Raw genomic sequence first — 22,033 nt, 5'->3', positions numbered from 1 at the left:
CAGGTTAGACCAGTTAACGGGGCACAGGATGTTAGAACAACAATTACAATTAAAACACACACAATTACGTAACCGCTTAGTGATGGGCTCAATGCATACAGGCCTTGAAGAGGGCTGGCATAACCGCAAACGCTTACGTGCATTTTATGAAGCACGTGCAAAAGGCGGCACTGCAATGTTAATTACGGGCGGATACAGCCCTAATTTACGTGGCAAATTAACACCTATTTCATCTTCATTTAATAGCTATTACGATGTATTCAAACATCGCGCTTACACAGATGCTGTGCATAAACATGGCGGAAAAATTTGTTTGCAATTATTACACGCTGGACGTTATGCGTACCATCCATTCAATCAAGCACCAAGTGCAATAAAAGCACCGATTAATCCTTATAAACCTAAAGCGATGTCGCTTGGCTCGATTAAAAAAACGATTAAAGACTTTGCGCATTCTGCCTATATGGCTGAAAAAGCCGGCTACGATGGCGTTGAAGTTATGGGTTCTGAAGGGTATTTGATTAATGAGTTTATGGCGCCGCACACCAATAAACGTGAAGATGAATTTGGTGGCAGCCTAGAAAATAGAATGCGACTTGCGCTTGAAATAGTGAAAGCTGTAAGAGCAAAAGTATCTGAACAATTCTTAATTATTTTTAGATTGTCGGTCATTGATTTAATTCCAAACGGCTCAACGCCAGAGGAAGTTGTCATTCAAGCTTCCGAGCTTGAAAAAGCGGGCGTTGATATTTTTAACACAGGCATTGGTTGGCACGAAGCGCGTGTACCGACTATTGCGAGTATGGTACCTCCGGGTGCATTTAAAGAAGCATCAAAACGCTTAAAAGACGTGGTGAGCGTGCCAGTTATTGCTGTTAACCGAATTAATACTCCAAAAATTGCTAACGATATTTTAAATGCAGGCGAAGCCGATTTAATTTCGATGGCAAGGCCGCTACTTGCCGATCCAGAGTTTTTTAATAAATATGCGAATAATCAATCCAAGCAAATTAATATTTGTATAGGGTGTAACCAAGGTTGTCTAGATCACGTATTTAAAAATAAACGTGCAACGTGTTTAGTTAATCCACAAGCTGCATTTGAGCTAGATTATCCGTTAGAACAAGCAACCAGAGCTAAAAATGTATTAGTAGTCGGTGCAGGCCCTGCTGGTTTATCGGCAAGTTGTTACTTGGCACAAAAAGGGCATAACGTCACGCTAATTGACCAAAAATCGCAAATGGGTGGCCAATTTAATTTAGCTATGCAAATACCGGGTAAAGAAGACTTTAACCATACACTTACTTACTTTACTAATGAACTCGAACGATTAAAAGTAACTGTAGAGCTTGGCAAAGCTTACGACGATTCAATGCTTAAAAACTATGACGATATTGTATTTGCAACTGGCGTTCGCCCACGTGAAGCATCAATTAAATGTAGTGATAACAAGCGTGTGTTTGCTTATGACGAAGTTATACGCGGCGAAGTAGAGCTTGGTAAATCAATTGCCATTTTAGGTGCCGGTGGTATAGGTTTTGATATGGTTGCGTTTTTAAGCGAGCACAAATCGCAAACTATTAGCGAGTTTAAAACGCAATGGGGTATTGAGTGTGAAGCCCAACCACATAAAGACGAACGCCAATTGTATATGTTAAAACGCAGTGCGGGTCGTTTTGGTAGCGAGCTTGGTAAAACAACGGGTTGGATACATCGCCAAGTTGCTAAGCAGCATGGCGTGAAGCAAATTGCTGATTGCCAATACCAAAGCTTTGATAAAAGCGGACTTACTATTAATGTTGCTGGTGAAACTCAAGTACTGCCAGTAGACACGGTTATTGCCTGTATTGGTCAGGTTTCTAATAACGAAGTGCTAGAAAATTACGCAGATAACGCAAAGGTACATGTTATAGGCGGCGCTAAACTAGCTGCTGCTATTGATGCCAAACGCGCTATTTTTGAAGCACTTCAGGTAGCTAGAAGTATTTAAGCTTTGTAAACAAGTTGAAATAGTTTATTAATTCGTGCGGTCTTTGCTGTTTATAGTCTATAACTTAATAAACATTGAACACACAGGATACGCATGAATAAACTAACCAGCCTTTACGATGCAATATTGAGTAAATTATCATTTTTAGATGGTTTACCTGCATTGCTATTTCGCTTAATTTTAGCCCCGGTTATGATCATTGCAGGTTATAACAAACTTGCTATAAGCGGTGAAGCAGAAGGTTTTTTCGATAACTTTTTAGCATCTCCAGATGTAGTTCAATGGTTTGGTAATAATGAATGGGGTTTAGGATTACCGTTTCCAGACTTACTAGCCTTTTTAGCGGGTTGGAGTGAGTTTTTAGGGGGTTGGTTTTTATTACTTGGCCTTTTAACTCGTTTGGTCAGTATTCCGCTCATGTTCACAATGGTCGTTGCTGCAACATCAGTGCATTGGCATAATGGTTGGTTTGCAATTGCGCCAACTAATCCAGAAACAAGCGCTGCACAAGTACTCAATTGGTTATCAATTCCGGGCGCTAAAGAAAGCCTCGAAAACTCATTAGAAGTACAAGAGCGAATAGAAAAAATTCGTGGCTTAGTTGAAGAACACGGTTTTCCTGATTATCTCTACGAAAAAGGCAAACCCTCTATTTTAAATAATGGTATAGAATTTTCGGCAATATACTTTGCAATGCTCCTTAGCTTATTTTTTATGGGAGGAGGGCGCTTTGTTAGTATTGATTACTGGTTAAAGCGAAATATTTTAAATCAATAGCGCTAAACCTATTAAAAAAAGGCCGCATAAACCCATTTTGTGCGGCTGTTTTACGTTTTAGACTCCCAGTATTTATTTATTAAGGTTTTAAATGTTACTCTAGCGTTTTGAATTTTGAGGAATCGTTATGAACGCTATCGAGCTTTTACTTACCCGCCAATCAGACTCTAAACTAACAGAGCCGGGTCCTACGCCTGAGCAGCTCGACATAATTAAGCAAGCAGCATTACGTGTTCCTGATCATGGTTGTATTGCGCCTTGGCAGTTTATTGTTGCTCAAGGTGATGCACGCGATAAACTAGGTGAAATTTACCATCAAAGTGCGGTAGCAGAGCAACAGGCAGAAAAAGTAATTAATCGTGCTAAAGAGCTTCCCCTTCGTGCGCCTATGATTGTAATAGCAATTGCTAGATATCAAGAACACCCAAAAGTTCCTCGAATAGAACAAGTACAAAGCGCAGGGTGCAGCGTACTTGCGATGCAACAAGCTGCATTCGCTCAAGGATTAGGTGGTGTTTGGCGTACAGGCTACTTTGCACAAAGTGCAGCAGTTAAAAAAGCGCTTAACTTACATGAGCAAGATGAAATAGTAGGGTATTTATATATAGGTACACCAGAAGTCGATTGTAAAAAGTCGCCTCGCCATAAGCCAGAACACTATTTTAGTAATTTGTGAAATAGTATGAACTTTGCGCAATTTACATAGTCATAATTCATTAAGGTTACAAAGAGTATTATTCAAAAGTTAATGGCTTGGCTGTAAGAAGCGCTTGGAAGCACTAAATTTACTAAATCTTCTTCAGTTTGTTTTTTAATCGGTTGTTTTTTGATACATTATGGAAAGTCTTAATAAAAATAACGATAAAGAAGACGAAAACTATGGGAAATTTATTTTTACGTGAAAAAGAGAATTGGCTAGCATGGTCAATTTGGGGAATCATTGGTGCTTTTGTAACACTGTATGTTGCAATGAGCACAAACGCATCACATTTCATAGCCGGTTCAGCAATGGGTATGCTTATGTTGTTAACATGGTGGATGCACCAGTCCAAACGTTTCGACTTCGGGCGTGCATTTAAAGTATGCTGCTACGTTTTATCGCTTAGTGTGCTACCTGCTTTTATGTTTGTTGTAGTACCAAGTGATGATTTAAATCGATTTGATTTAATTTTTCAAGGCGTTACCTTTACTGCACTGAGTATATTGGCTTGTTTAATTTGTTCTTGGATTGCTCGCAGACCAAAACAATATTATTAATGCGTTTCATTTTAGTCCATTAACTAGACTTTCATTAAAGTGAATAGCTTAATAAAATAACAAAGTGGATGTATTTCATCCAATAAATTAATATTTTATATTAATTTATATTTAGCTCTTTACAAGTTACGTATTTAGCCATATTATTCGCGCCGTGCGGAGAGATGGCAGAGTGGTCGAATGCACCGGTCTTGAAAACCGGCATGGGTTTATAGCCCATCTAGGGTTCAAATCCCTATCTCTCCACCATTATTTAAAAAAAACCGCCTTATGGGCGGTTTTTTGCTTTGTGGAGTTTAGTAAGTGACAAAAGCAACAAACCTTTCAACCTCGCAGCAATTAATAAAGCATGTTTTATTATGGACTGTGTTTGGTTACTGCTATCAAAGTGCCATTACTTTATTAGTCAAAATGGCGAGTGACGCACAGCCAGAAAATTCTCTTATTACCGCTTTAGTTTATTGTGTGGGCTTTAATATTTTAGCTGCTCATCTAATTACCAAATACGACAAACATTGGCCGGTAATCGGTTCTATTTTTATTGGTTGTGTAGGACTCCTTGGCGTACCTTATTTACTGTTTGGTGAGTCAGCATTGCTAGCAATTCCTTTACTTGCTGGAATTTTATTCAGTTTACCGCTTTGTAGCTACATTGTTGGCCTAATTAAGGTGAAACTCAGCAAAAACTAGCCCCAAACACGGTTTATTTTGTGATAGCATATATGCGTCTTTTAACTAACAAAACGTGAAAAACACATTATGTCAGATAATTTTACTACAGATGCTGAAAAAGCAAGTTACGGTATTGGCTTACAAATGGGTGAGCAACTTAAGTCTAATCCTTTTGAAGGCTTAAACCTAAATTCAGTATTTGAAGGCATGAAAGATGCGTACGCTGGTAGCGCTTTTCAAGTTGAGATCCCTGAGATCCAAGCTGCATTCGAAAAAATTAACGAAGAGATTCAAGCTCGTCGTGAAGAAGAGTCAAAAGTACTTTCTGCGGAAGGTATTGCATTCTTAGAAGAAAACGCAAAACGTCCTGAAATCACAGTAACTGAGTCTGGTCTTCAATATGAAGTATTAGCAACTGGCGAAGGCGAAAAGCCAACAGCTGAGTCTACAGTACGTGTTGATTACCACGGTACACTAGTAAACGGTACTGTTTTTGATAGCTCATACGAGCGCGGTCAACCTGCTGAATTTCCAGTTGGTGGCGTGATCAAAGGTTGGACTGAAGCATTACAAATGATGCCTGTAGGTACTAAATGGCGTATCTACGTTCCTCATGAGCTAGCTTATGGTGAACGTGGCGCAGGTGCTGCAATCGCACCTTTCTCAACGCTTGTATTTGATGTTGAGTTACACGAAATCCTTTCTTAATTTAAATATTAATTAAGAATTTAAAAAGCCGTGTTCAATTTGAACGCGGCTTTTTTGTGTCTGTAATTTAAGAACTTTATGTATGCTAAAAATAAAAAACCGCATTAATAAAATGCGGTTTTTAAATATATAAAGTAAAGAGGTATTTGTTAGCTATTAAAAATAACCGCGGATACCAAAGCGAAAGTTTCTGCCAGGTAACGGTGCTTTATCTTTAATAAATGAGCTATGTACAAAACCTAACTCGTCGGTAATGTTATCTACATTTATATAAAGTTGTGCATCTACCGCACCTAAATCAAGTTGGTAATTAGCTTGTGCGTCAAATAACGTATAACCATCGGTTTGTGTTTCAAACGCAGTTACATCGTTTTGATCAAAGTAATGAGTACCTGTAAGCGTTAGTTGTAAATCACCTAAATCATATTGCAGCTCCGAGCCTAATTTATTGGCTGGAATACGCGGTAGGTTACCTTCATCATCTTTAAGTTTTGCACGAGTTGAGTCACCAAATACTTTAACCATAGCGCTTGATGTAATTTGATAGTGAGCATCAAATTCAATACCATATAGCTCTGCATCTTTGCTGGTAAACTGATAAACCGCAACGGCATCATCATGTGCACCAATAGCCGATTCTAAACCATCTTCTTCATCGTAAACTAAACCTGTATTTTCTTGGAAGTAGAAGTTTTTAATATCGTTATAGAAAAAGTTAACTGTGTAACCAAAATCACCGCTAAAACGTCTAAAGCTTAAATCTAAGTTAGTTGAAGTTTCTTGCTTAATATTTTCAGGCTCAAAATGCGCTTCATTACCTTCAATGTTGTAACCAAGGCCAAGCTCATACGTACCTGTTGCAATGTGTAAACCATTTGACAAAAGCTCTGCAGAAAGTGGAGCTCGCTCTGAATGAGAAATACTTGTCGCAATACTATGGCCCGGTTTGTACTGCCATATTGCGCCCGCTGATACACTTAAATTAGTAAAGCTTTTACTGTAACCAAGTGTTTCTTCGTCGTGTTCTTCTTCAGCTTCGTCATCGTCGTGATCATGACCATGCTCAACTTCCGAAATTTGGCTTTCTATTTTGTAATCTTCGATACGCGCGCCAAGTTCAACGGTTACATCACCAAATTCACGTTCTTCTAATAAATAAAGTGCATTAGTTGTCGTTACACTTGCTGGTGTAAATGCTTCTTCACCAATTGCATCGTAATCAGAGTCGCTGTAGTGATAGCCAACCATGCCATGCCAATCAGCAAATTTATGTTCTACATTTAAGCGTGCTTCAGTGGTTTTATTGGTAAAAGTTGTACCAATAGCACCGTCTTCAATTTCGCTATGCGAGTAATCGGTATAGCCAACACGTAGGTTAATGGTTTCAATCCAATTGTTATGCAGTGCATAGCTTATTAAACCCTGCCAACGGTCTTGCTCTAAATGTGCATAAACGGCTTCTTCAGCCTCTTCATCTTCATGCTCTTCGTGTTCTTCTTCAGTTTCGCCTTCGTGATCATGTTCGTGGTGATGTTCATGTCCCGGAATCCCGTAATCGGTATCAATGCTACCGTAAGAAAAACCTACCGTTAGGTGCTCTCCAACATAGCTAGTACCAAAGTTAAGCGTTTCGCTATCAATAAAGGTGTTCTCTACTGAATCTTCTTTTTCGACATCGCCATCATCATCGGTGATAGTAAAGTTTGGTGTTTGGTAATCATCGCCGCTGCGTTTTGTACCATCAAAATGAAAGTTAAAACCCTCATTACCGGTTTCAAGTTTTGCAGCAACTGTATTTGCGTTAGATACAGTATCGTGGCTGTATTCAGCTGCACCTGTAAGCTCGTCGATATTGCTAGTAGGAATACGGTTATCAACCACGTTTACAACGCCACCAATTGCACCAGAGCCATAAAGTAGGGTGCTTGGACCGCGTAAGACTTCAATTTGTTCTGCCGCTAGGCTGTCGCTTGATGTCGCGTGGTCTGGACCAATACGCGATGCATCGCTGGCATCTAATCCATTTTGTGTGATTTTAACGCGAGGGCCATCTAAACCGCGAATAATCGGGCTTGATGATACTGGGCCAAAGTAACTTGCATTTACGCCGGGTAAACCTTTAAGAGTTTCGCCAAGTGTTGGTTTAGATTTATTTCTTAATTCATCACCTGAGAGCACGCTTACTGGCGATATCATTTCTAAGCTGTTTTTATGAAGTGCAGAGGCATAAACAACCACTGTTTCAACCGATGTTGGTTTAAGTGACACAGACAGATTGTTTGAAGATTCGGTAACAGCAATACGAGAGTCTATGTAGTTGTCTTTACTAATATGTAATTGGCTGTTTGCATCGATTTCGATAGCAAACTCGCCTAAATCATTACTTTTTACGCTTTGGTTTTTGCCATGAACATGGATAGAGGCATTTTTAATTGGTTGATTTTTATCATCCATTACTTTACCAGTAACAGTTGCAGCCAAAGCTGATTGAGAACATAAAACAGAAAAAATAGCAGAGGAGATTAATGTTAACTTTGTCATGGATATATCGGTTCGTGGTTATTATGTTGTGATATAATATAACACCGCAAAATTAACGAATCAACAATGTTATAGTATAACTTTGTATTTTGCGATGAATAATCTAAAAATGACGATTAAGCCAATACTATAGAAATTCAAATAATAGGTTTGTGAATAGAAAACTTATCCATATGGCCGAATAACTCATAGCGCTAGCTGGTAAATCTATGTATTTAATAGCGGCTATCTATCATTATTGCATCTAGTTTATGCTGCGCTCTTGTCTGGTTTGTTATATCTACAGATTCAATCATTTCGCATTCATCGCGGATCATCTCCGAAATAAGGCTAGGGTAGTGGCGGCAGTCTTCTGGGCGGTCGAGGTAGATGCTGCAGGTATACATGTTTTTAGCGAGAGGATCTTTTTTGGGCGCAATTTCTAAAAATGGGCACACTTGAAGTCTTAAGCCTGTTTTTGGGTCAAACCAAATTTCGTAGTTTTTAACGTATTCATAAATTTCGGGGTTAAAAAGCTCCCATAAATCTATTTCTTCTTTCGTTGCGCTTAAATCGCCGCCGCCATATTTAATACAGCATTTACCACACTGGTTGCATTCTTTCATAATTGGCTAATTTAGTTGGCTGTTAACGAATTTAAGTTAGTTATTAGTGTAGCACCAAATTTATTATTAACGCTCTACTGAATTTACCTATCCTTTAATTTTTGGGTGTTTAAACAATAGTTAGATACAATAACTTGTTAAAACCTCTTGTTACATTTTATATAGTACAGGCTTTATTTAATGGTTTACTCTAATGGTAGCGAAAAATGTTACAAACCCCGCTTGAGCAATTGTGTGATTGTTAAATGTTGCTGAGCGCAGATACCTAAGCAGGGCGTTATTATGAAAGAGGCTGTTACTAAGTTAAAAACAGAATTTAATGCAAAGTTATTGTATTGGAACAATCTTAAAAGTAGCAAAGCTAAAGCGGTAATCATCCTATTATTTACAGTTGTCATTGCACTCAAAGTGTTTACGACCATCTTTACGTTGGATTGGGTTGCAAGTTTATTCAGTGTGTAAGTTTACCAAGTGTAATTGCGATAAAGTTTAACTACGGTGTGTTTAACGCCTACGCGATGTTCATTATTAATGTATTATTACGCTATACACCAAATTAAATAAATCAGTTGTTAAAATACATTTTATAATGACTGTAATGATACATTTTAGCTAAATTGAGTGAATAAATAAGTTTAGCTGCATTAAAGGATAACCAGTGATGATGAACACAAAAGTATATAAAGCGGTACACGACCTTGCAGAAGATTTAATGGCGGCGGCTAATAAAAATAACCGTGAAAAGTTTGAATCGTTATTTGCAGAGTTAAAAGCTATTTGTATTGAAAACGAAAATACCTCAAAAGATCATCCTGTACAATGGGAAACCTTAGCTGATTTTACCGAAGAGTTAGAAGAGGCAATCACGACTTACGAAAAAGCATTAGAAAAGTCGATTGCGATTAATAACAAAGATCACATGTCGTCGGTTTCTTTTTCAATGGCCACATTACAACTTGAGCTTGGCCAAAAAGATGAAGCCATTAAAAACCTTCAAAATGCTAAAGTCAGCGCCAATAAAATTGAAGACAAAGAGCTTAAAGCTGAAATACACGACCTACTAGAGTCGCTTATTGAAGAAGAAGGTTAAATACATAAAAGCATAACTTATCCATATTAAATGTGATTTTTGTGGATTTAGCTTGAGCTTAATAAAGCGCTGATGGTTTATACCCTCAGCGCTTTTTTATGTTCGCTATAAATACTAAACCAAAAGAAAAGGCTTACTATTTAGCTAGCTTATTCATAAAATCGACAATGTACTTTGCAATCTCTACTGGTTTTTCTTCAACACTAAAGTGCCCTGAATCGAGTAAATGCAGTTCAGCGTTCGGTACATCTTTTAAGTATGCTTTAGCGCCTGCGGCTATAAACGCAGGGTCGTTTTTACCCCATACAATTAACGTTGGTGGTTGGTACTTGCGTAAATAAGCTTGCCACTTTGGATAGTCGAGAAGGTTGTTGTAGTAATCTTGTAGTAGCTGTACTTGAATTACTCTATCAGATTTGGTTTGTAAAAAGTGAAGATCGTGCGTCCAGCTATCTGGGCTCATCACTTCTGGGTTACTTTGTACGTCTCGTAAATACTGCTTATTAATAATGGCTTGTTCAGACGTGAACGAATAAATTTTATCACTCTGCGCTTTTGATTTATCCTCATTCGCGGCTTTAAAAAATGCTTGCCTCGGTAGGGTTAGCCCATCTAAATACGCATTACCATTTTGTACAATAAGTGCATCAAGTTTATTAGGGTTATTTAACAACATTCTAAAGCCCACAGGAGCTCCAAAGTCTTGTATATATAGGCTGTATCTCTTTACTTTAAGCGTTGTTAGTAACCCTTCAACGTATTGAGCTAGTAATTCAAACGTATATTTTTGAGTTTCTGGGTTTGGGCGTTCGCTGTATCCTGAACCTAAATAATCGGGTGCAATTACATGATAACGACCTGATAAAAGCGGGATCAATTCTCGGTAGCTGTGTGAAGACGACGGATAGCCATGTAAAAGCACAATGGTTTGCTTATGTTGCATGCCAGCTTCTCGGTAAAATATTTTTTTACCGTTTACATTTGCATATTTGTAGGTGGTTTTTGAAGGCCATACAGCATCAGCGGCGTACACTTTAGCGGTAAGTGTAGATATTGAAACTAATAAAAACACAATAAATGAGACGATGTGAGCAGGTTTTACTTTAAGATTTTTTTGTATATCTGTGGGCATAAGTAAACTCGTTATTTTTGGCAATGACGCTTTATTAATTTACCAGACCCGTTATTTACACAATTGCATTCAGTTAATAATTACAAGTTACTACTAATAAGGACACAGTAACAATACCTGTGTTTTTAAAGCACATTACCAAATATATAGTTGATTAGAGGGTAAGTGGTTTTTTAGCAGCTTTTTGTACTTTAAAAAGAGATTCGTTAATTTACTTTTGTTATAATTGAGTTGTTGGCTTACAACATTTATACAATGTTAAGTGAGTATTTTGGAGGAAGGACGTGCTCGAACAAATAGAACAATGGATTGATGCAACAAATATTAAATATAAAACCCAAAGAATTAGCTGTGAGAAATTTGCCAGTGAGTTTGCAGGGTTTTATCCTGTCGAATTTTTAAAAAATGCCTTTTACGTTATTGTCGATGAAATACCCAAACCTAACTTTCCTTTTTTGCGTGAAATGGGATTAGACGATTTTATTGACATGGATGCCGCAGGTACTACATACAAAAACACTTATTACATGCTTCCTTACGTAGCTGATAATTTAGCTGTGCATTTTCATGAACTTGTTCACGTAGCCCAATGGAGTGAACTTGGCGCCGAGGCTTTTATGTTGCGTTACATAACCGAAATTCAGCAGGTTGGTTATGATGCTGCGCCACTTGAAGTCATGGCGTATGGTCTTGATAAGCACTTTACAAATAATGGCAAGAAAATAAACGTGCCTGAACACGTGGTTCAAGCGTTGTAGTTAATTAACATTTTCAAAGGATTGCATATGACACGCTTTACTGTTTTTTTACTGAGCTTACTTAGTGTAAATGCCTATGCGGCATCGTTTGATGACGATATTGTGGCTGCGTTACTTGAAAGAACAACACATAACGTTACCTATGATGGGTCTTATCGCTCTATTACTTATCCGGGTGGCGATGTGCCCGCTAATGTAGGGGTGTGTACCGATGTAGTTATTCGATCATATCGACTTTTAGGTATTGATTTGCAAAAGCTTGTGCATGAGGACATGTTAAAAAGCTTTGAGCTATATCCCTCTAAGCGTATTTGGGGTTTAACCAAACCGGATAAAAATATAGACCACCGCCGTGTGCCAAACTTACAGGCTTACTTTAAAAATCATGGCCAAGTGCTCGCTAAATCAAGTAACGTGAACGACTATAAAACGGGTGACATTGTAACGTGGATGCTGCCAGGTAATGTGCCGCACATTGGTATGGTTGTGAATGAGTTAGCAAAAGACACAGGGAATCCATTAATCGTTCATAATATTGGTCGAGGACCTGAAAAAAGCGACATGCTTTTCGATTTTAAAATTACGGGGCATTACCGTTTCGTCCCACAAGAATATAAATAACCAGATTATAAGTATGAGTTCTCTCATTTATTGATATTGCAGTATAAATAAAAAGGATTTTGAACGTGAATACAAAAACCGATTCAAAAGAGGCTAACCCAAAAGAGGTTAATCTTAAACAAAGTAAACTCGCTCCCAAAATAGCTAGTTTATTTATGAGTATTGCTTTTTCAGCCATAGGAACGGGTTTGTTTAGTTTGGTTGCAAGCTTACTTGGCAACGTGAATGTAACCGAAAAAACAGTTGGCAGTGTGTGGGTTTTACTGACCACATTTTTTGTTATTTTAAATGTATTTGGTGTCATTATTTGGCATAAACCGAAATGGTTAATTACTGCTATAAATAATGTGCTTAGGTTTGCTAAAGAGCGCAAAACAGCATTTTTTAGCGCCGTGCTAATGTTGATATTAATTATAGCAGGCTATTGTTTTTTTCTTTCCTTACCACAGCCAATTAGTTACAAAGCAACTCACTCTACACCTGCTGTTACCACTTTATCTGATGTTTTAAACCCTGAACCGCTTTATATTGATTTTACTCCCGTTTTAGATGATGTAGAAAACACGGATGCAGTGTCTTACTCTGTGGCCAAGCTTGCGCTTGTTGGCAAAGTGATTCCCACAGGTATAAAAGTCACGCCTGAGCTAATTGGACAGTGGTCTTGGAATAGTGAAAGCCAGCTTAAATTTATCCCAAAACAAGATTGGTCAGCAGGGCAAGAATATAAGGTACGTTTTGATTCATCTATTTTTAAAAGTGATATACATCTAAGCGATAATGAGCATGTATTTAAAACTCCCGATTTTGAACTAACGCTTAGCTCACTCGCTTTTTATCAAGATCCTAACGTTAAAAAAAGTCACAAGGTGATTGCAACATTAAAAGCGACTCACCCAACAGATATAAGCACCATAAAAAATAATTTAAAGCTGACTCAATCGCTTGAGCAAGATGGCAAAAACGAACTAGCACAATACAAATTTGATGTTACTTACGACAAGCATCAACGAGAGATTTACATTACTTCAGAGCAAATACGTATTCAAGATACCGAAAGCTATCTGTATTTTGTTCTTAATAGCGGTGTAAAGCCGGTTATGGGTCCTTCTCAAACAACAGTAGAGATTAAAGACGCCGTGTTGATCCCAAGTGTAAATAGCTTTTTTAGAGTAAATACTGCCAATGTGTTGATGGTAAAAAATACGCAAGGGGAGCCCGAACAAACACTTGTTTTAGACTTCACAGATGATATTTCATCGCAAGATGTGGTTAGTAAAACAGTTGCTTACGTATTACCGACTAAAGATTCAAAAGGTAATTATAAGTACTTCGGTAGTCCACGAGAGGTTACTGATGCAGTGCTTAAGCAATCTCAAAAAGTTAAGTTAAATGCGATTCCTACCGCGCAAGATACCGCTAAGTTACACAGTTTTACGTTTGACGCCCCTCAAAACCAGCAAGTTTATATCGCGATTGATAAGGGATTGAAGTCGACGGGTGAGTTTAGGATGGTGAATAAATACGACACTATTTTAGATACGCCGGCTTATCCGACACAAGTAAATATTATGTCTAAAGGGTCTATATTATCAAAAAATGGCGATCATAAATTGTCATTTTTGACCCGCGGTGTAAACGCACTTCAAGTTAAAGTAGGTAGGGTAGAAGCCAATCAAATTAACCACCTTATAAGTCAAACCAGTGGTGATATTTCTAATCCAGAATTTAATAATTATTACTTTACAGAAGAAAACATAAGTTCAATTTTTACCAGACAAGTTAATTTAAAATCGGAGCACCCTAAAAAAGCGGTCTATTCATCTATTGATTTGAGTAGTAAGTATAATGAGTCAGTTGGTTTAGGCTTATTTTTTATAAATGCTCAAGCGTTAAATACAGAAGATAATTACGTATATGGACCCCAAGAAAAACGACTTATCCTTATTACTGATTTAGGTATTTTGGTAAAAAATAATGCAGATGGATCTCGCGATATATTTGTCCAATCTATTGAAACAGGAAAACCGGTAGCAAAAGCGAAGGTGTCGTTATTGGGTAAAAACGGATTAGTTATTTTAAATGCTAAAACAGATTCTGACGGGCACGCATTTTTCGACAACACAACGTGGTTTACTGATGATCAAACTCCCGTTGCTTTTGTAGTCGAAACTAAAAGTGACATGTCTTTTATTCCTTATAATCGCTATGCTCGAATGGTTAACTACTCTCGGTTTGATACCGGCGGTGTAAGTTCTGGGCTCAGTGGTAGTAATAAAATAGATGCGTTTGTTTTTTCTGACCGTGGAATTTATCGACCAGGCGATAGTGTTAAACTTGCCACGATTGTGAAGCAACAAAACTTTGCAAAACTGGGCGATATACCGCTTGAACTTATAATTACCGATCCTAAAGGGACAACTGTTTATAATAAACGAGTGAGCTTAGATAAGTATGGATTGCTTGATTTTGACTTTAAAACACAAAATAGCGCCAATACCGGAACGTATTATGTATCGGTTCAACTTATTAAAAATAATAATAGCCGCGACCAATTAGGCAGTACTCAGTTTAAAGTTGAAGAGTTTGTACCCGATAGATTGAAAATTAGTAGTCAATTTTCTCAATCATCTGCAAAGGGGTGGGTAAACAGCTCAAAATTTAAAGCATTGGTGAGCCTTCAAAACTTATTTGGTACACCTGCTCAAAATAGACGTGTTACTGCTGATTTACATTTATCTCCAGCTGGTTTTTACTTTAATGAATACAAAGATTATGTGTTTTCTGATCCCCACAGTGAAGGAAAAAATATTAGACACAGTTATGAATCATTAACCGAAACCAAAACTGATGAACAAGGCAAGGCAGAATTTGATATTGACTTAACTCGCTATGAGGCAGGTACTTATCAGTTAAATTTTGCAGTACAAGGGTATGAAGAAGGCGGTGGTAAAAGTGTTCGTGCAAGCAGCTCGGTGCTTGTTTCACCCGTTGAGCAGTTAGTTGGTTATAAAGCCGATGGCGATTTAAGCTACATATCAAAAGAGTCAAAACGTGTTGTAAAATTTATTAATATTAATTCAGAAACTGAGCAAGTAGCTCGTGATGATTTATCGCTAAATTTAATAGAACAACAATATGTATCTACGTTGGTGCAACAAAATAACGGCACTTATAAGTACCAATCGGTTAGAAAAAACAAACAGGTATCAAGCAATCCGTTTTACATTAAACAAGATGGCGCAAACTACGAATTACCCACTGCTGAACCAGGTGATTACTTAATAGAACTCGTTGATGGCAAAGGGAATACCGTTAGTAGGGTATCATTTACGATAACCGGCACGGGTAACTTAGCGGGTAAGCTTGAAAAGAATGCTGAACTGCAAGTTCAATTAAATAAACCGGATTACAAACCGGGCGAAACAATTGAAATAAGTATTGTAGCGCCTTATGTTGGCTCGGGTTTAATTACAATTGAAACTAATAAAGTACACGCTTTTAAATGGTTTGAGAGTAAAACAACAAGTAGCATACAAACCATAACGTTACCTCAAGGGATAGAAGGCAATGCGTATGTTAATGTTTCATTTGTTCGAAGCCTTGAATCGAAAGAAATATTTACAAGCCCATTAAGCTACGCAGTTAAACCATTTGCGATTGATCGTAGTAAACGCGCAATAGATTTTGACGTAAACATACCTGATAAAGTAAAACCAGGTGACGATTTAGTCATTTCATATAGTGCCAAATCACCTTCACGTGTTCTGTTATTTGCTGTAGATGAAGGTATTTTACAAGTGGCGAATTATCGGACGCCAAAGCCGTTAAATCACTTCTTACAAAAACGTGCTTTAGAAGTCAGTACCATGCAAATTGTTGATCTTATTTTACCTGAATTTAAACTAGTGCAAGAGCTTGCAGCTGCGGGTGGTGGTTATGCAGAATCAATGGCAATGAACCGCAAGAGCAAGCAACTTAACCCGTTTTCTCGTAAGGTACAAAAACCAGTCGCATTTTGGTCTGGTATTTTATCGGCTGATGCTAAAACGAAAAAACATACGTTTACTATCCCAGATACTTTTGCAGGTCAGGTACGTGTAATTGCTATTGCCGTAAATGACGAGGGTGTTGGTGTTAAAGAAAGTACAACACTTGTGAAAGGGCCCTTTGTATTAACTCCTAATGTATTAACGACAGCAGCACCAGGCGATGAGTTTAATATTGTACTTGGTATTGCTAATGGCGTTGAGGATTCAGGTAAACAACTGCCAATTACGGTAGAAGCGCTTACTTCAAGCAACATTGAAATAATAAGCGATAAAAAATTAACGCTAAATATTGATGAAAAATCAGAAGACACATTAACGTTTAGAGTGAAAGTGCTTGATAAGCTTGGCGCTGCATCAATTACATTTACTGCGTTATCGGGTGACAATGTTAGCCAACGCACGGCAACGTTAAGTGTGCGCCCTGCGGTTGCATTTGTTAGTAGCTTTGAAAGTGGCTTTAGTGAATCAGGTAAAAAAGAAATAGTGGTTTCGAGACAGCTATATCCTAACTTATCACAAAATAATATTACCGCTTCACAAAGCCCGTTAGCGCTTGTTGATGGTCTTATTAGTTATTTAGATAACTTTCCTCATATGTGTACCGAGCAAGTAGTGAGTAGTGTGTTTCCGGTGCTGAGTTATTTAGAACACCCAAGTTATATGGGCAATGTATCTTATAAACATGAGCGTATAAACAACTTAATAGATACCCTTCGTCAACGTCAGTTACCTGATGGCAGATTTATGTTATGGCCGGGTAATTCTAGTGCATCTATTTATTCTTCTCTTTATGTTATGCATTTTTTATTAGATGCAAAAGAAGCGGGCGTAGCAATACCTTATGATATGTGGAACAGTGGTTTTGAAGGTGTGCGCAGTATAGCGAGCCGATCTTTAGAGACGAATGACAGAAACCGCGCTTATGCTATTTATTTGCTAACACGACAAGGTGAGGTAACAACTAATTACTTATCTGATTTAGAAAAAAGTGTAAATGCGAGTAATAGCAAAGTATGGCAACAAGATATAACGTCCGCGTTTATGGGCGCAACTTATCAGCTATTACGTGCAAGCGATAAAGCGCAAGCACTGATCAATAGCTATAAAATTGGGCAAGATACCCAGCACGATAATTGGGGCGCTTACGACTCACGTTTAGCTCACGACGGACAGTATATTTATTTGTTATCAAAACATTTTCCTGCTCGCTTAAAGCAGTTAACTAAAGATGATTTGTTTAATGTCGTTGACCCTATTTTTAAAGGAGACTACAACACGTTGTCGTCTGCTTGGTCTGTACTTGCTATGACGGCATACTCAAAAGTTGCGTTATCACAAGCCCAGCCTGAAGATGTAAAAATAATGGCAACAACGACAATGGCAGAAAAAGAGGCATTAGACATAACCTATACACCTTATCCTAAAGCCTCGTTTTTAAATGACGTTAAAACGCTTGATGTATTAGCGCCACCTCGCTCATTTTACATGATGAGCCAAGCTGGTTTTGATACAAACGTGCCACAAAAGTCATTAAGTAATGGTTTAGAAGTTGTCAGAGAATACCAAGACGATAAAGGTAATGTGATAACCACCGCTGTTCAAGGTCAAGAACTAAACGTTGTATTACGAGTGCGTAGTACAACGGGTAAAAATATTTCGGATGTTGCTGTTATTGATTTACTACCTGGTGGGTTTGAAGTACTCAGAGACAGCGTTCGCAATAGTTATAATCGCTGGACCTCTGATTATAAAGATATACGAGAGGATCGCGTTATATTGTATGGCAGCTTTGGCGATAGCATGACTGAGCTTACTTACAAGATTAAGGCTACTACATCTGGCAGCTTTGTAGTGCCATCGGCTTATGCTGAATCTATGTATGATTTAAGTATTAAAGCGCACTCAAAATCGGGTCGTTTTGATGTTACCGCCGCTAAATAAAAAGTTTAGTTTTATAATGAAAACGGCTTTTTTTACAACAGCACTGCTTGCAGTGCTGTTGTATTTGTTTACTCCAAAGCCTGATATTACCCAGCCCAATGCTTACTCAACGGCTTTTTACGATAGCAGTGATAAATTACTTCGTTTAAATTTAGCCGCAGACGATAGATATAGATTATGGACGCCAATAGATAAAATCCCTTTGAGCGTTCAACAAGCTACTTTATTGTATGAAGACCAAGACTTTTATGAGCATATTGGTATCGATTTTATTGCTTTAATAAATGCGTTTTATACTAGCTATATTAAAAGAAGTCACCGAGTCGGTGCGTCAACAATAACAATGCAAGTAGCCCGGTTGCACTTTGGGATGAACACGCATGTTATTTTTGGAAAAGTAGAACAAATACTTCGAGCGTTACAAATTGAGAGACACTACAGTAAAAACCAAATACTCGAGGCGTATTTTAACTTAGCGCCTTATGGATCAAATATTGAAGGTGTTGGTGCAGCCAGTTTAATTTATTTTAAGAAACCAGCTATTGATCTTAATTTACCTGAGTCATTATTACTTAGCTTAATCCCGCAAAACCCAACCAAACGAAATCCCATTAAAAAATCGGCTAAACTGGTATTGCTAGAAACAAGAAAAAAACTGTTTACTCGTTGGCTTGAAACCCACCCAGACGATAAACATTGGCTAGCAGCTATGCAATTACCGATAAAGGTATATGCCTCTTCAGACTTGCCTTTTGAAGCTCCACATTTTATTGACAATTTACAAAGCGAGTACCCGCACCTAAAGCCTGGAGAATATAAAACGTCGATAGGCCTTAATTTACAAAACTTACTTCAGCGCCATGCAAGAAATTACATTAATCGCAGGCATAGAGACGGGCTCAGTAATACGTCTGCTATTTTACTAAATTATAAAACTATGGAAGTAGTTGCTGAATTAGGCTCTGTGGATTTTTTTAATAATGACATTAGCGGTCAAGTAAATGGTGTAAGAGCTAAACGTTCACCAGGTTCAACCCTTAAACCATTTATTTATGCGCTTGCTATAGACGAAGGGTTAATTCATCCATTAACGCTTGTAAAAGATGCCCCCAAACGCTTTGGAGGATATACACCAGAGAATTACGATCAGCAGTTTTTAGGGCCTATATCGGCTACTGAATCGCTAGTGCTGAGCCGTAATGTGCCTGCTGTTAATTTGATGTATCGCTTACAAAAAGTTGGGCTATACGATTTACTCGTTGCAGCCGATGTTAAAAAGCTTCAGCCCAAAGAGTTTTATGGTTTAGCGCTTGCGCTGGGCGGCAGTGAAGTAACGATGCTAGAGCTCGTTAAGTTATACGCTATGTTAGCTAATTTAGGGGTGTATAAGGATGAAGTTATATTAAAAAAAGACGCCACTGTTATTAACCAAAACAACCCAAATAATCAAAACAATCATATCAAGCAACTCATCAGCCCAGAGGCAGCCTACCTGACTTTACAAATGCTAAGTAAAAATAGTGCAGTTGATGAAATTTCATTTCAAAAAGAAAGAAGACAATCATATCCTGTATATTGGAAAACAGGTACTTCATTTGCTTTTCGCGATGCATGGTCAGTAGGTATTGTTGGTCCGTATGTTTTAGCTACATGGGTCGGTAATTTCTCAGGAGAAGGGCACCCATCTTTTATTGGGCGACAAGCAGCCGCGCCTTTATTTTTTGAAATAATACGTTCATTAGATAGTTACGGCTTAATCAAAGGCAATATAAAACCAGGTGGTTTAAATATTACAGAAGTAGATATTTGTTCAACAACAGGTGATTTACCTGATGTGCATTGCCCTAAAACAGAAAAAGGGCTTTTTATTCCAGGTAAGTCGCCAATTAAAGTGTCCGATGTACATCGTGAAATTTATATTGATAAAGTATCGGGATTACGTGCTTGTCAGTATGTTGAATCTACAACTACAAAGGCAGTTTATGAATTTTGGCCATCTGACTTAGTCAGATTATTTAAACAAGCAGGCATTGTTAAACGCCAGCCTCCACCTTATTTAGATTCATGCTTAATTAATGACACGAGTACACGAGGCTCAGCACCGAGTATTACATCCCCGAGTAATTTAATTAGCTACACGATAAGAGCCAGTAAATTGAAGCAAGAAGGCCTGCCTTTTAGCGCAATCACAGATACAGACTCACGTATTTTATATTGGTTTGTAGATAACAGCTTTGTTGGTAAAGTAGAGCGAGATACGCCTTTTTTCTGGCACCCGCAAGTAGGCGAATTTGACGTAAGAGTGGTTGATAATTTAGGGCGTAGCGCATCAGTTTCAATGCGTGTAAAGCTCGTTCAGTGATACGTAAATAAGCTAAAGAGCTAGTTATCGGGTATTAAACAATTAGATTGGCGTTTATAAACTGTATTTAGCGTTTAGACTACTTTAAATTAATACTTACATTGCCATTGGGTTTACAGCAGCACAGGAGTATTTCGCCTTCGCGCACAAACGCAAGTGGCTCTTCGTTATATTCAACACTACCTGACACTAACGTTGCTCTACAGGCGCCGCAGTAACCTTCGCGGCATTGGAATGCAACGTCTATTTTCATGGATTCTAAGCAGTGTAAAAGAGAAGGGCAGCCAGCGGTAAACTCTATACACTGGCTGTTTTCTGCAAGTGTTACACTTGCAGTAGACTTATCACTCATTATAAATCAAAATCACCAAATTCTGATGCATCAACTTGCGAGTCTATTTGACCAACAAGGTATGAGCTTATTTCTGCTTCTTGTGGTGCTACTTGCACGTTATCAGACACTAGCCATGAGTTGATCCATGGGATAGGGTTACTGTTATTTTCAAACTGTGCAGGCAAGCCAATCGCAGTCATACGTGCATTGGTAATGTATTCAACGTACTGACATAAAATATGCTTATTTAAGCCAATCATTGAACCATCTTTAAATAAGTATTCGGCCCACTCTTTTTCTTGCTCCGCTGCGTCAACAAACATTTTAATAGCTTCATCGCGGCACTGGGCAGCAACAATCGCCATTTCTGGGTCGTCTTTACCGTCTTGCATAATGTTTAAAATATGCTGAGTACCCGAAAGGTGAAGTGCTTCATCACGTGCAATTAGCTTGATGATTTTAGCGTTACCTTCCATTAGCTCGCGCTCAGCAAACGCAAACGAACATGCAAAGCTTACGTAAAAGCGAATCGCTTCAAGAATATTTACCGACATCATAGCTAGGTATAGTTTCTTTTTAAGCTCAAACAAATTCACGATAACAGTTTTACCATTAATCTCGTGCTTGCCTTCACCGTATAAATTGTAAAGCGAAACAGAGTTAATTAAGTCATCGTAATATTTAGTTACGGCATCAGCACGTTCGCTAATTTTATCGTTGCTAACAATGTCATCAAAAATAAGTTCAGGGGCTTGTGTTACGTTACGGATAATATGCGTGTATGAGCGGCTGTGAATTGTTTCACTGAACGCCCACGTTTCTATCCATGTTTCAAGCTCTGGTAGTGATACAATTGGAAGTAGAGCCACGTTTGGCGAACGACCTTGTACACTATCAAGTAGTGTTTGGTATTTTAAGTTGCTTAAAAATATATGCTTTTCGTGATCTGGTAATGCTTGAAAGTCTAAACGGTCTTTACTTACATCTACTTCCTCAGGACGCCAAAAGAAAGACAGTTGCTTTTCAATTAACTTTTCAAAAATTGGGTATTTTTGTTGGTCGTAACGAGATACGTTTACAGTTTGGCCAAAAAACATTGGCTCTTGCATTTGATTATTATGGTTTCGGCTAAAAGTAGTATAAGACATGTTTATCACTCAAAAAACTATCAGAAAAAGCGGGCTAAATGCCCGCTT

At 38.0% G+C, this 22,033-nt stretch carries 17 protein-coding genes and 1 tRNA gene; 13 read left to right on the top strand and 5 right to left on the bottom strand.

Annotation, left to right across the window (positions count from 1 at the left end; translation table 11 throughout):
- Nucleotides 1-28: 28 nt before the first annotated feature.
- From I6E80_RS05195 to I6E80_RS05165, 7 genes are all read left to right on the top strand, one after another.
- Nucleotides 29-1,990 carry an FAD-dependent oxidoreductase gene (locus I6E80_RS05195; protein ID WP_197184991.1) on the top strand — a complete coding sequence of 654 codons (1,962 nt, stop codon included), beginning with the start codon at nt 29-31 and terminating at the stop codon, nt 1,988-1,990.
- 93 nt (nt 1,991-2,083) lie between these two features.
- On the top strand, nt 2,084-2,767 hold the full coding sequence (locus I6E80_RS05190; RefSeq protein WP_076923967.1) for a DoxX family protein: 684 nt from the start codon (nt 2,084-2,086) through the stop codon (nt 2,765-2,767).
- Between the two features lie 127 nt (nt 2,768-2,894).
- Nucleotides 2,895-3,443: an NAD(P)H nitroreductase gene (locus I6E80_RS05185; protein WP_197184990.1), complete on the top strand. Its 549-nt coding sequence runs from the start codon at nt 2,895-2,897 to the stop codon at nt 3,441-3,443.
- 203 nt (nt 3,444-3,646) lie between these two features.
- Nucleotides 3,647-4,024: a hypothetical protein gene (locus I6E80_RS05180; protein ID WP_197184989.1), complete on the top strand. Its 378-nt coding sequence runs from the start codon at nt 3,647-3,649 to the stop codon at nt 4,022-4,024.
- Between the two features lie 158 nt (nt 4,025-4,182).
- Nucleotides 4,183-4,273, top strand: a tRNA-Ser gene (locus I6E80_RS05175).
- 54 nt (nt 4,274-4,327) lie between these two features.
- Complete coding sequence (locus tag I6E80_RS05170) at nt 4,328-4,714, top strand: hypothetical protein (RefSeq protein WP_083707547.1); 387 nt, start codon at nt 4,328-4,330, stop codon at nt 4,712-4,714.
- A gap of 69 nt (nt 4,715-4,783) precedes the next feature.
- Nucleotides 4,784-5,404 carry an FKBP-type peptidyl-prolyl cis-trans isomerase gene (locus tag I6E80_RS05165; protein WP_024600265.1) on the top strand — a complete coding sequence of 207 codons (621 nt, stop codon included), beginning with the start codon at nt 4,784-4,786 and terminating at the stop codon, nt 5,402-5,404.
- A 156-nt stretch (nt 5,405-5,560) separates the two neighbouring features.
- Here I6E80_RS05165 and I6E80_RS05160 read toward each other — a convergent pair whose 3' ends face one another.
- A complete protein-coding gene (locus I6E80_RS05160; protein ID WP_197184988.1) occupies nt 5,561-7,945 on the bottom strand; it encodes a TonB-dependent receptor in 2,385 nt (794 codons plus the stop codon).
- 215 nt (nt 7,946-8,160) lie between these two features.
- Complete coding sequence (locus I6E80_RS05155) at nt 8,161-8,550, bottom strand: YkgJ family cysteine cluster protein (RefSeq protein ID WP_182736467.1); 390 nt, start codon at nt 8,548-8,550, stop codon at nt 8,161-8,163.
- A gap of 282 nt (nt 8,551-8,832) precedes the next feature.
- Here I6E80_RS05155 and I6E80_RS05150 point away from each other — a divergent pair, with 282 nt between their 5' ends.
- The gene (locus I6E80_RS05150) at nt 8,833-9,012 is read left to right on the top strand and encodes a hypothetical protein (RefSeq protein WP_197184987.1); all 180 of its coding nucleotides are present in this window, start codon (nt 8,833-8,835) and stop codon (nt 9,010-9,012) included.
- Between the two features lie 199 nt (nt 9,013-9,211).
- Entirely contained in the window at nt 9,212-9,640 is a 429-nt protein-coding gene (locus tag I6E80_RS05145) for a hypothetical protein (RefSeq protein ID WP_024600261.1), read from the top strand.
- A 136-nt stretch (nt 9,641-9,776) separates the two neighbouring features.
- Here I6E80_RS05145 and I6E80_RS05140 read toward each other — a convergent pair whose 3' ends face one another.
- A complete protein-coding gene (locus tag I6E80_RS05140; protein ID WP_197184986.1) occupies nt 9,777-10,772 on the bottom strand; it encodes an alpha/beta fold hydrolase in 996 nt (331 codons plus the stop codon).
- A 284-nt stretch (nt 10,773-11,056) separates the two neighbouring features.
- On the opposite strand from I6E80_RS05140, the gene I6E80_RS05135 reads away from it, so the two are divergent.
- From I6E80_RS05135 to pbpC, 4 genes are all read left to right on the top strand, one after another.
- The gene (locus tag I6E80_RS05135; protein WP_024592381.1) at nt 11,057-11,530 is read left to right on the top strand and encodes a hypothetical protein; all 474 of its coding nucleotides are present in this window, start codon (nt 11,057-11,059) and stop codon (nt 11,528-11,530) included.
- Nucleotides 11,531-11,557: 27 nt separating this feature from the next.
- The gene (locus I6E80_RS05130) at nt 11,558-12,151 is read left to right on the top strand and encodes a DUF1287 domain-containing protein (RefSeq protein WP_024600259.1); all 594 of its coding nucleotides are present in this window, start codon (nt 11,558-11,560) and stop codon (nt 12,149-12,151) included.
- A gap of 65 nt (nt 12,152-12,216) precedes the next feature.
- Nucleotides 12,217-18,141, top strand: coding sequence for an alpha-2-macroglobulin (locus I6E80_RS05125; protein ID WP_170070971.1), 5,925 nt, complete (start codon nt 12,217-12,219; stop codon nt 18,139-18,141).
- Between the two features lie 16 nt (nt 18,142-18,157).
- On the top strand, nt 18,158-20,503 hold the full coding sequence (gene pbpC / locus I6E80_RS05120) for a penicillin-binding protein 1C (protein ID WP_231616734.1): 2,346 nt from the start codon (nt 18,158-18,160) through the stop codon (nt 20,501-20,503).
- 79 nt (nt 20,504-20,582) lie between these two features.
- On the opposite strand, the gene yfaE is transcribed toward pbpC, so the two are convergent.
- Complete coding sequence (gene yfaE, locus I6E80_RS05115; RefSeq protein ID WP_165721553.1) at nt 20,583-20,855, bottom strand: class I ribonucleotide reductase maintenance protein YfaE; 273 nt, start codon at nt 20,853-20,855, stop codon at nt 20,583-20,585.
- A complete protein-coding gene (gene nrdB / locus I6E80_RS05110) occupies nt 20,855-21,985 on the bottom strand; it encodes a class Ia ribonucleoside-diphosphate reductase subunit beta (RefSeq protein WP_007583038.1) in 1,131 nt (376 codons plus the stop codon). Before nrdB ends, yfaE begins: the two co-directional genes overlap by 1 nt.
- Between the last annotated feature and the right edge of the window lie 48 nt (nt 21,986-22,033).

Source organism: Pseudoalteromonas sp. NSLLW218, assembly GCF_015864775.1.
Taxonomy (GTDB): Bacteria; Pseudomonadota; Gammaproteobacteria; order Enterobacterales; family Alteromonadaceae; genus Pseudoalteromonas.
The sequence above is the reverse complement of the archived record's forward strand: the minus strand, read 5'-3'. Positions and strand labels throughout refer to the sequence as shown.

What these genes read in the sequence shown, in the direction of transcription:
- I6E80_RS05195 (WP_197184991.1), top strand. Translation starts at nt 29, where the DNA reads ATGTTAGAACAACAATTACAATTAAAACACACACAATTACGTAACCGC.
- I6E80_RS05190 (WP_076923967.1), top strand. Translation starts at nt 2,084, where the DNA reads ATGAATAAACTAACCAGCCTTTACGATGCAATATTGAGTAAATTATCA.
- I6E80_RS05185 (WP_197184990.1), top strand. Translation starts at nt 2,895, where the DNA reads ATGAACGCTATCGAGCTTTTACTTACCCGCCAATCAGACTCTAAACTA.
- I6E80_RS05180 (WP_197184989.1), top strand. Translation starts at nt 3,647, where the DNA reads ATGGGAAATTTATTTTTACGTGAAAAAGAGAATTGGCTAGCATGGTCA.
- I6E80_RS05165 (WP_024600265.1), top strand. Translation starts at nt 4,784, where the DNA reads ATGTCAGATAATTTTACTACAGATGCTGAAAAAGCAAGTTACGGTATT.
- I6E80_RS05160 (WP_197184988.1), bottom strand. Translation starts at nt 7,945, where the DNA reads ATGACAAAGTTAACATTAATCTCCTCTGCTATTTTTTCTGTTTTATGT.
- I6E80_RS05155 (WP_182736467.1), bottom strand. Translation starts at nt 8,550, where the DNA reads ATGAAAGAATGCAACCAGTGTGGTAAATGCTGTATTAAATATGGCGGC.
- I6E80_RS05150 (WP_197184987.1), top strand. Translation starts at nt 8,833, where the DNA reads ATGAAAGAGGCTGTTACTAAGTTAAAAACAGAATTTAATGCAAAGTTA.
- I6E80_RS05145 (WP_024600261.1), top strand. Translation starts at nt 9,212, where the DNA reads ATGATGAACACAAAAGTATATAAAGCGGTACACGACCTTGCAGAAGAT.
- I6E80_RS05140 (WP_197184986.1), bottom strand. Translation starts at nt 10,772, where the DNA reads ATGCCCACAGATATACAAAAAAATCTTAAAGTAAAACCTGCTCACATC.
- I6E80_RS05130 (WP_024600259.1), top strand. Translation starts at nt 11,558, where the DNA reads ATGACACGCTTTACTGTTTTTTTACTGAGCTTACTTAGTGTAAATGCC.
- pbpC (WP_231616734.1), top strand. Translation starts at nt 18,158, where the DNA reads ATGAAAACGGCTTTTTTTACAACAGCACTGCTTGCAGTGCTGTTGTAT.
- yfaE (WP_165721553.1), bottom strand. Translation starts at nt 20,855, where the DNA reads ATGAGTGATAAGTCTACTGCAAGTGTAACACTTGCAGAAAACAGCCAG.
- nrdB (WP_007583038.1), bottom strand. Translation starts at nt 21,985, where the DNA reads ATGTCTTATACTACTTTTAGCCGAAACCATAATAATCAAATGCAAGAG.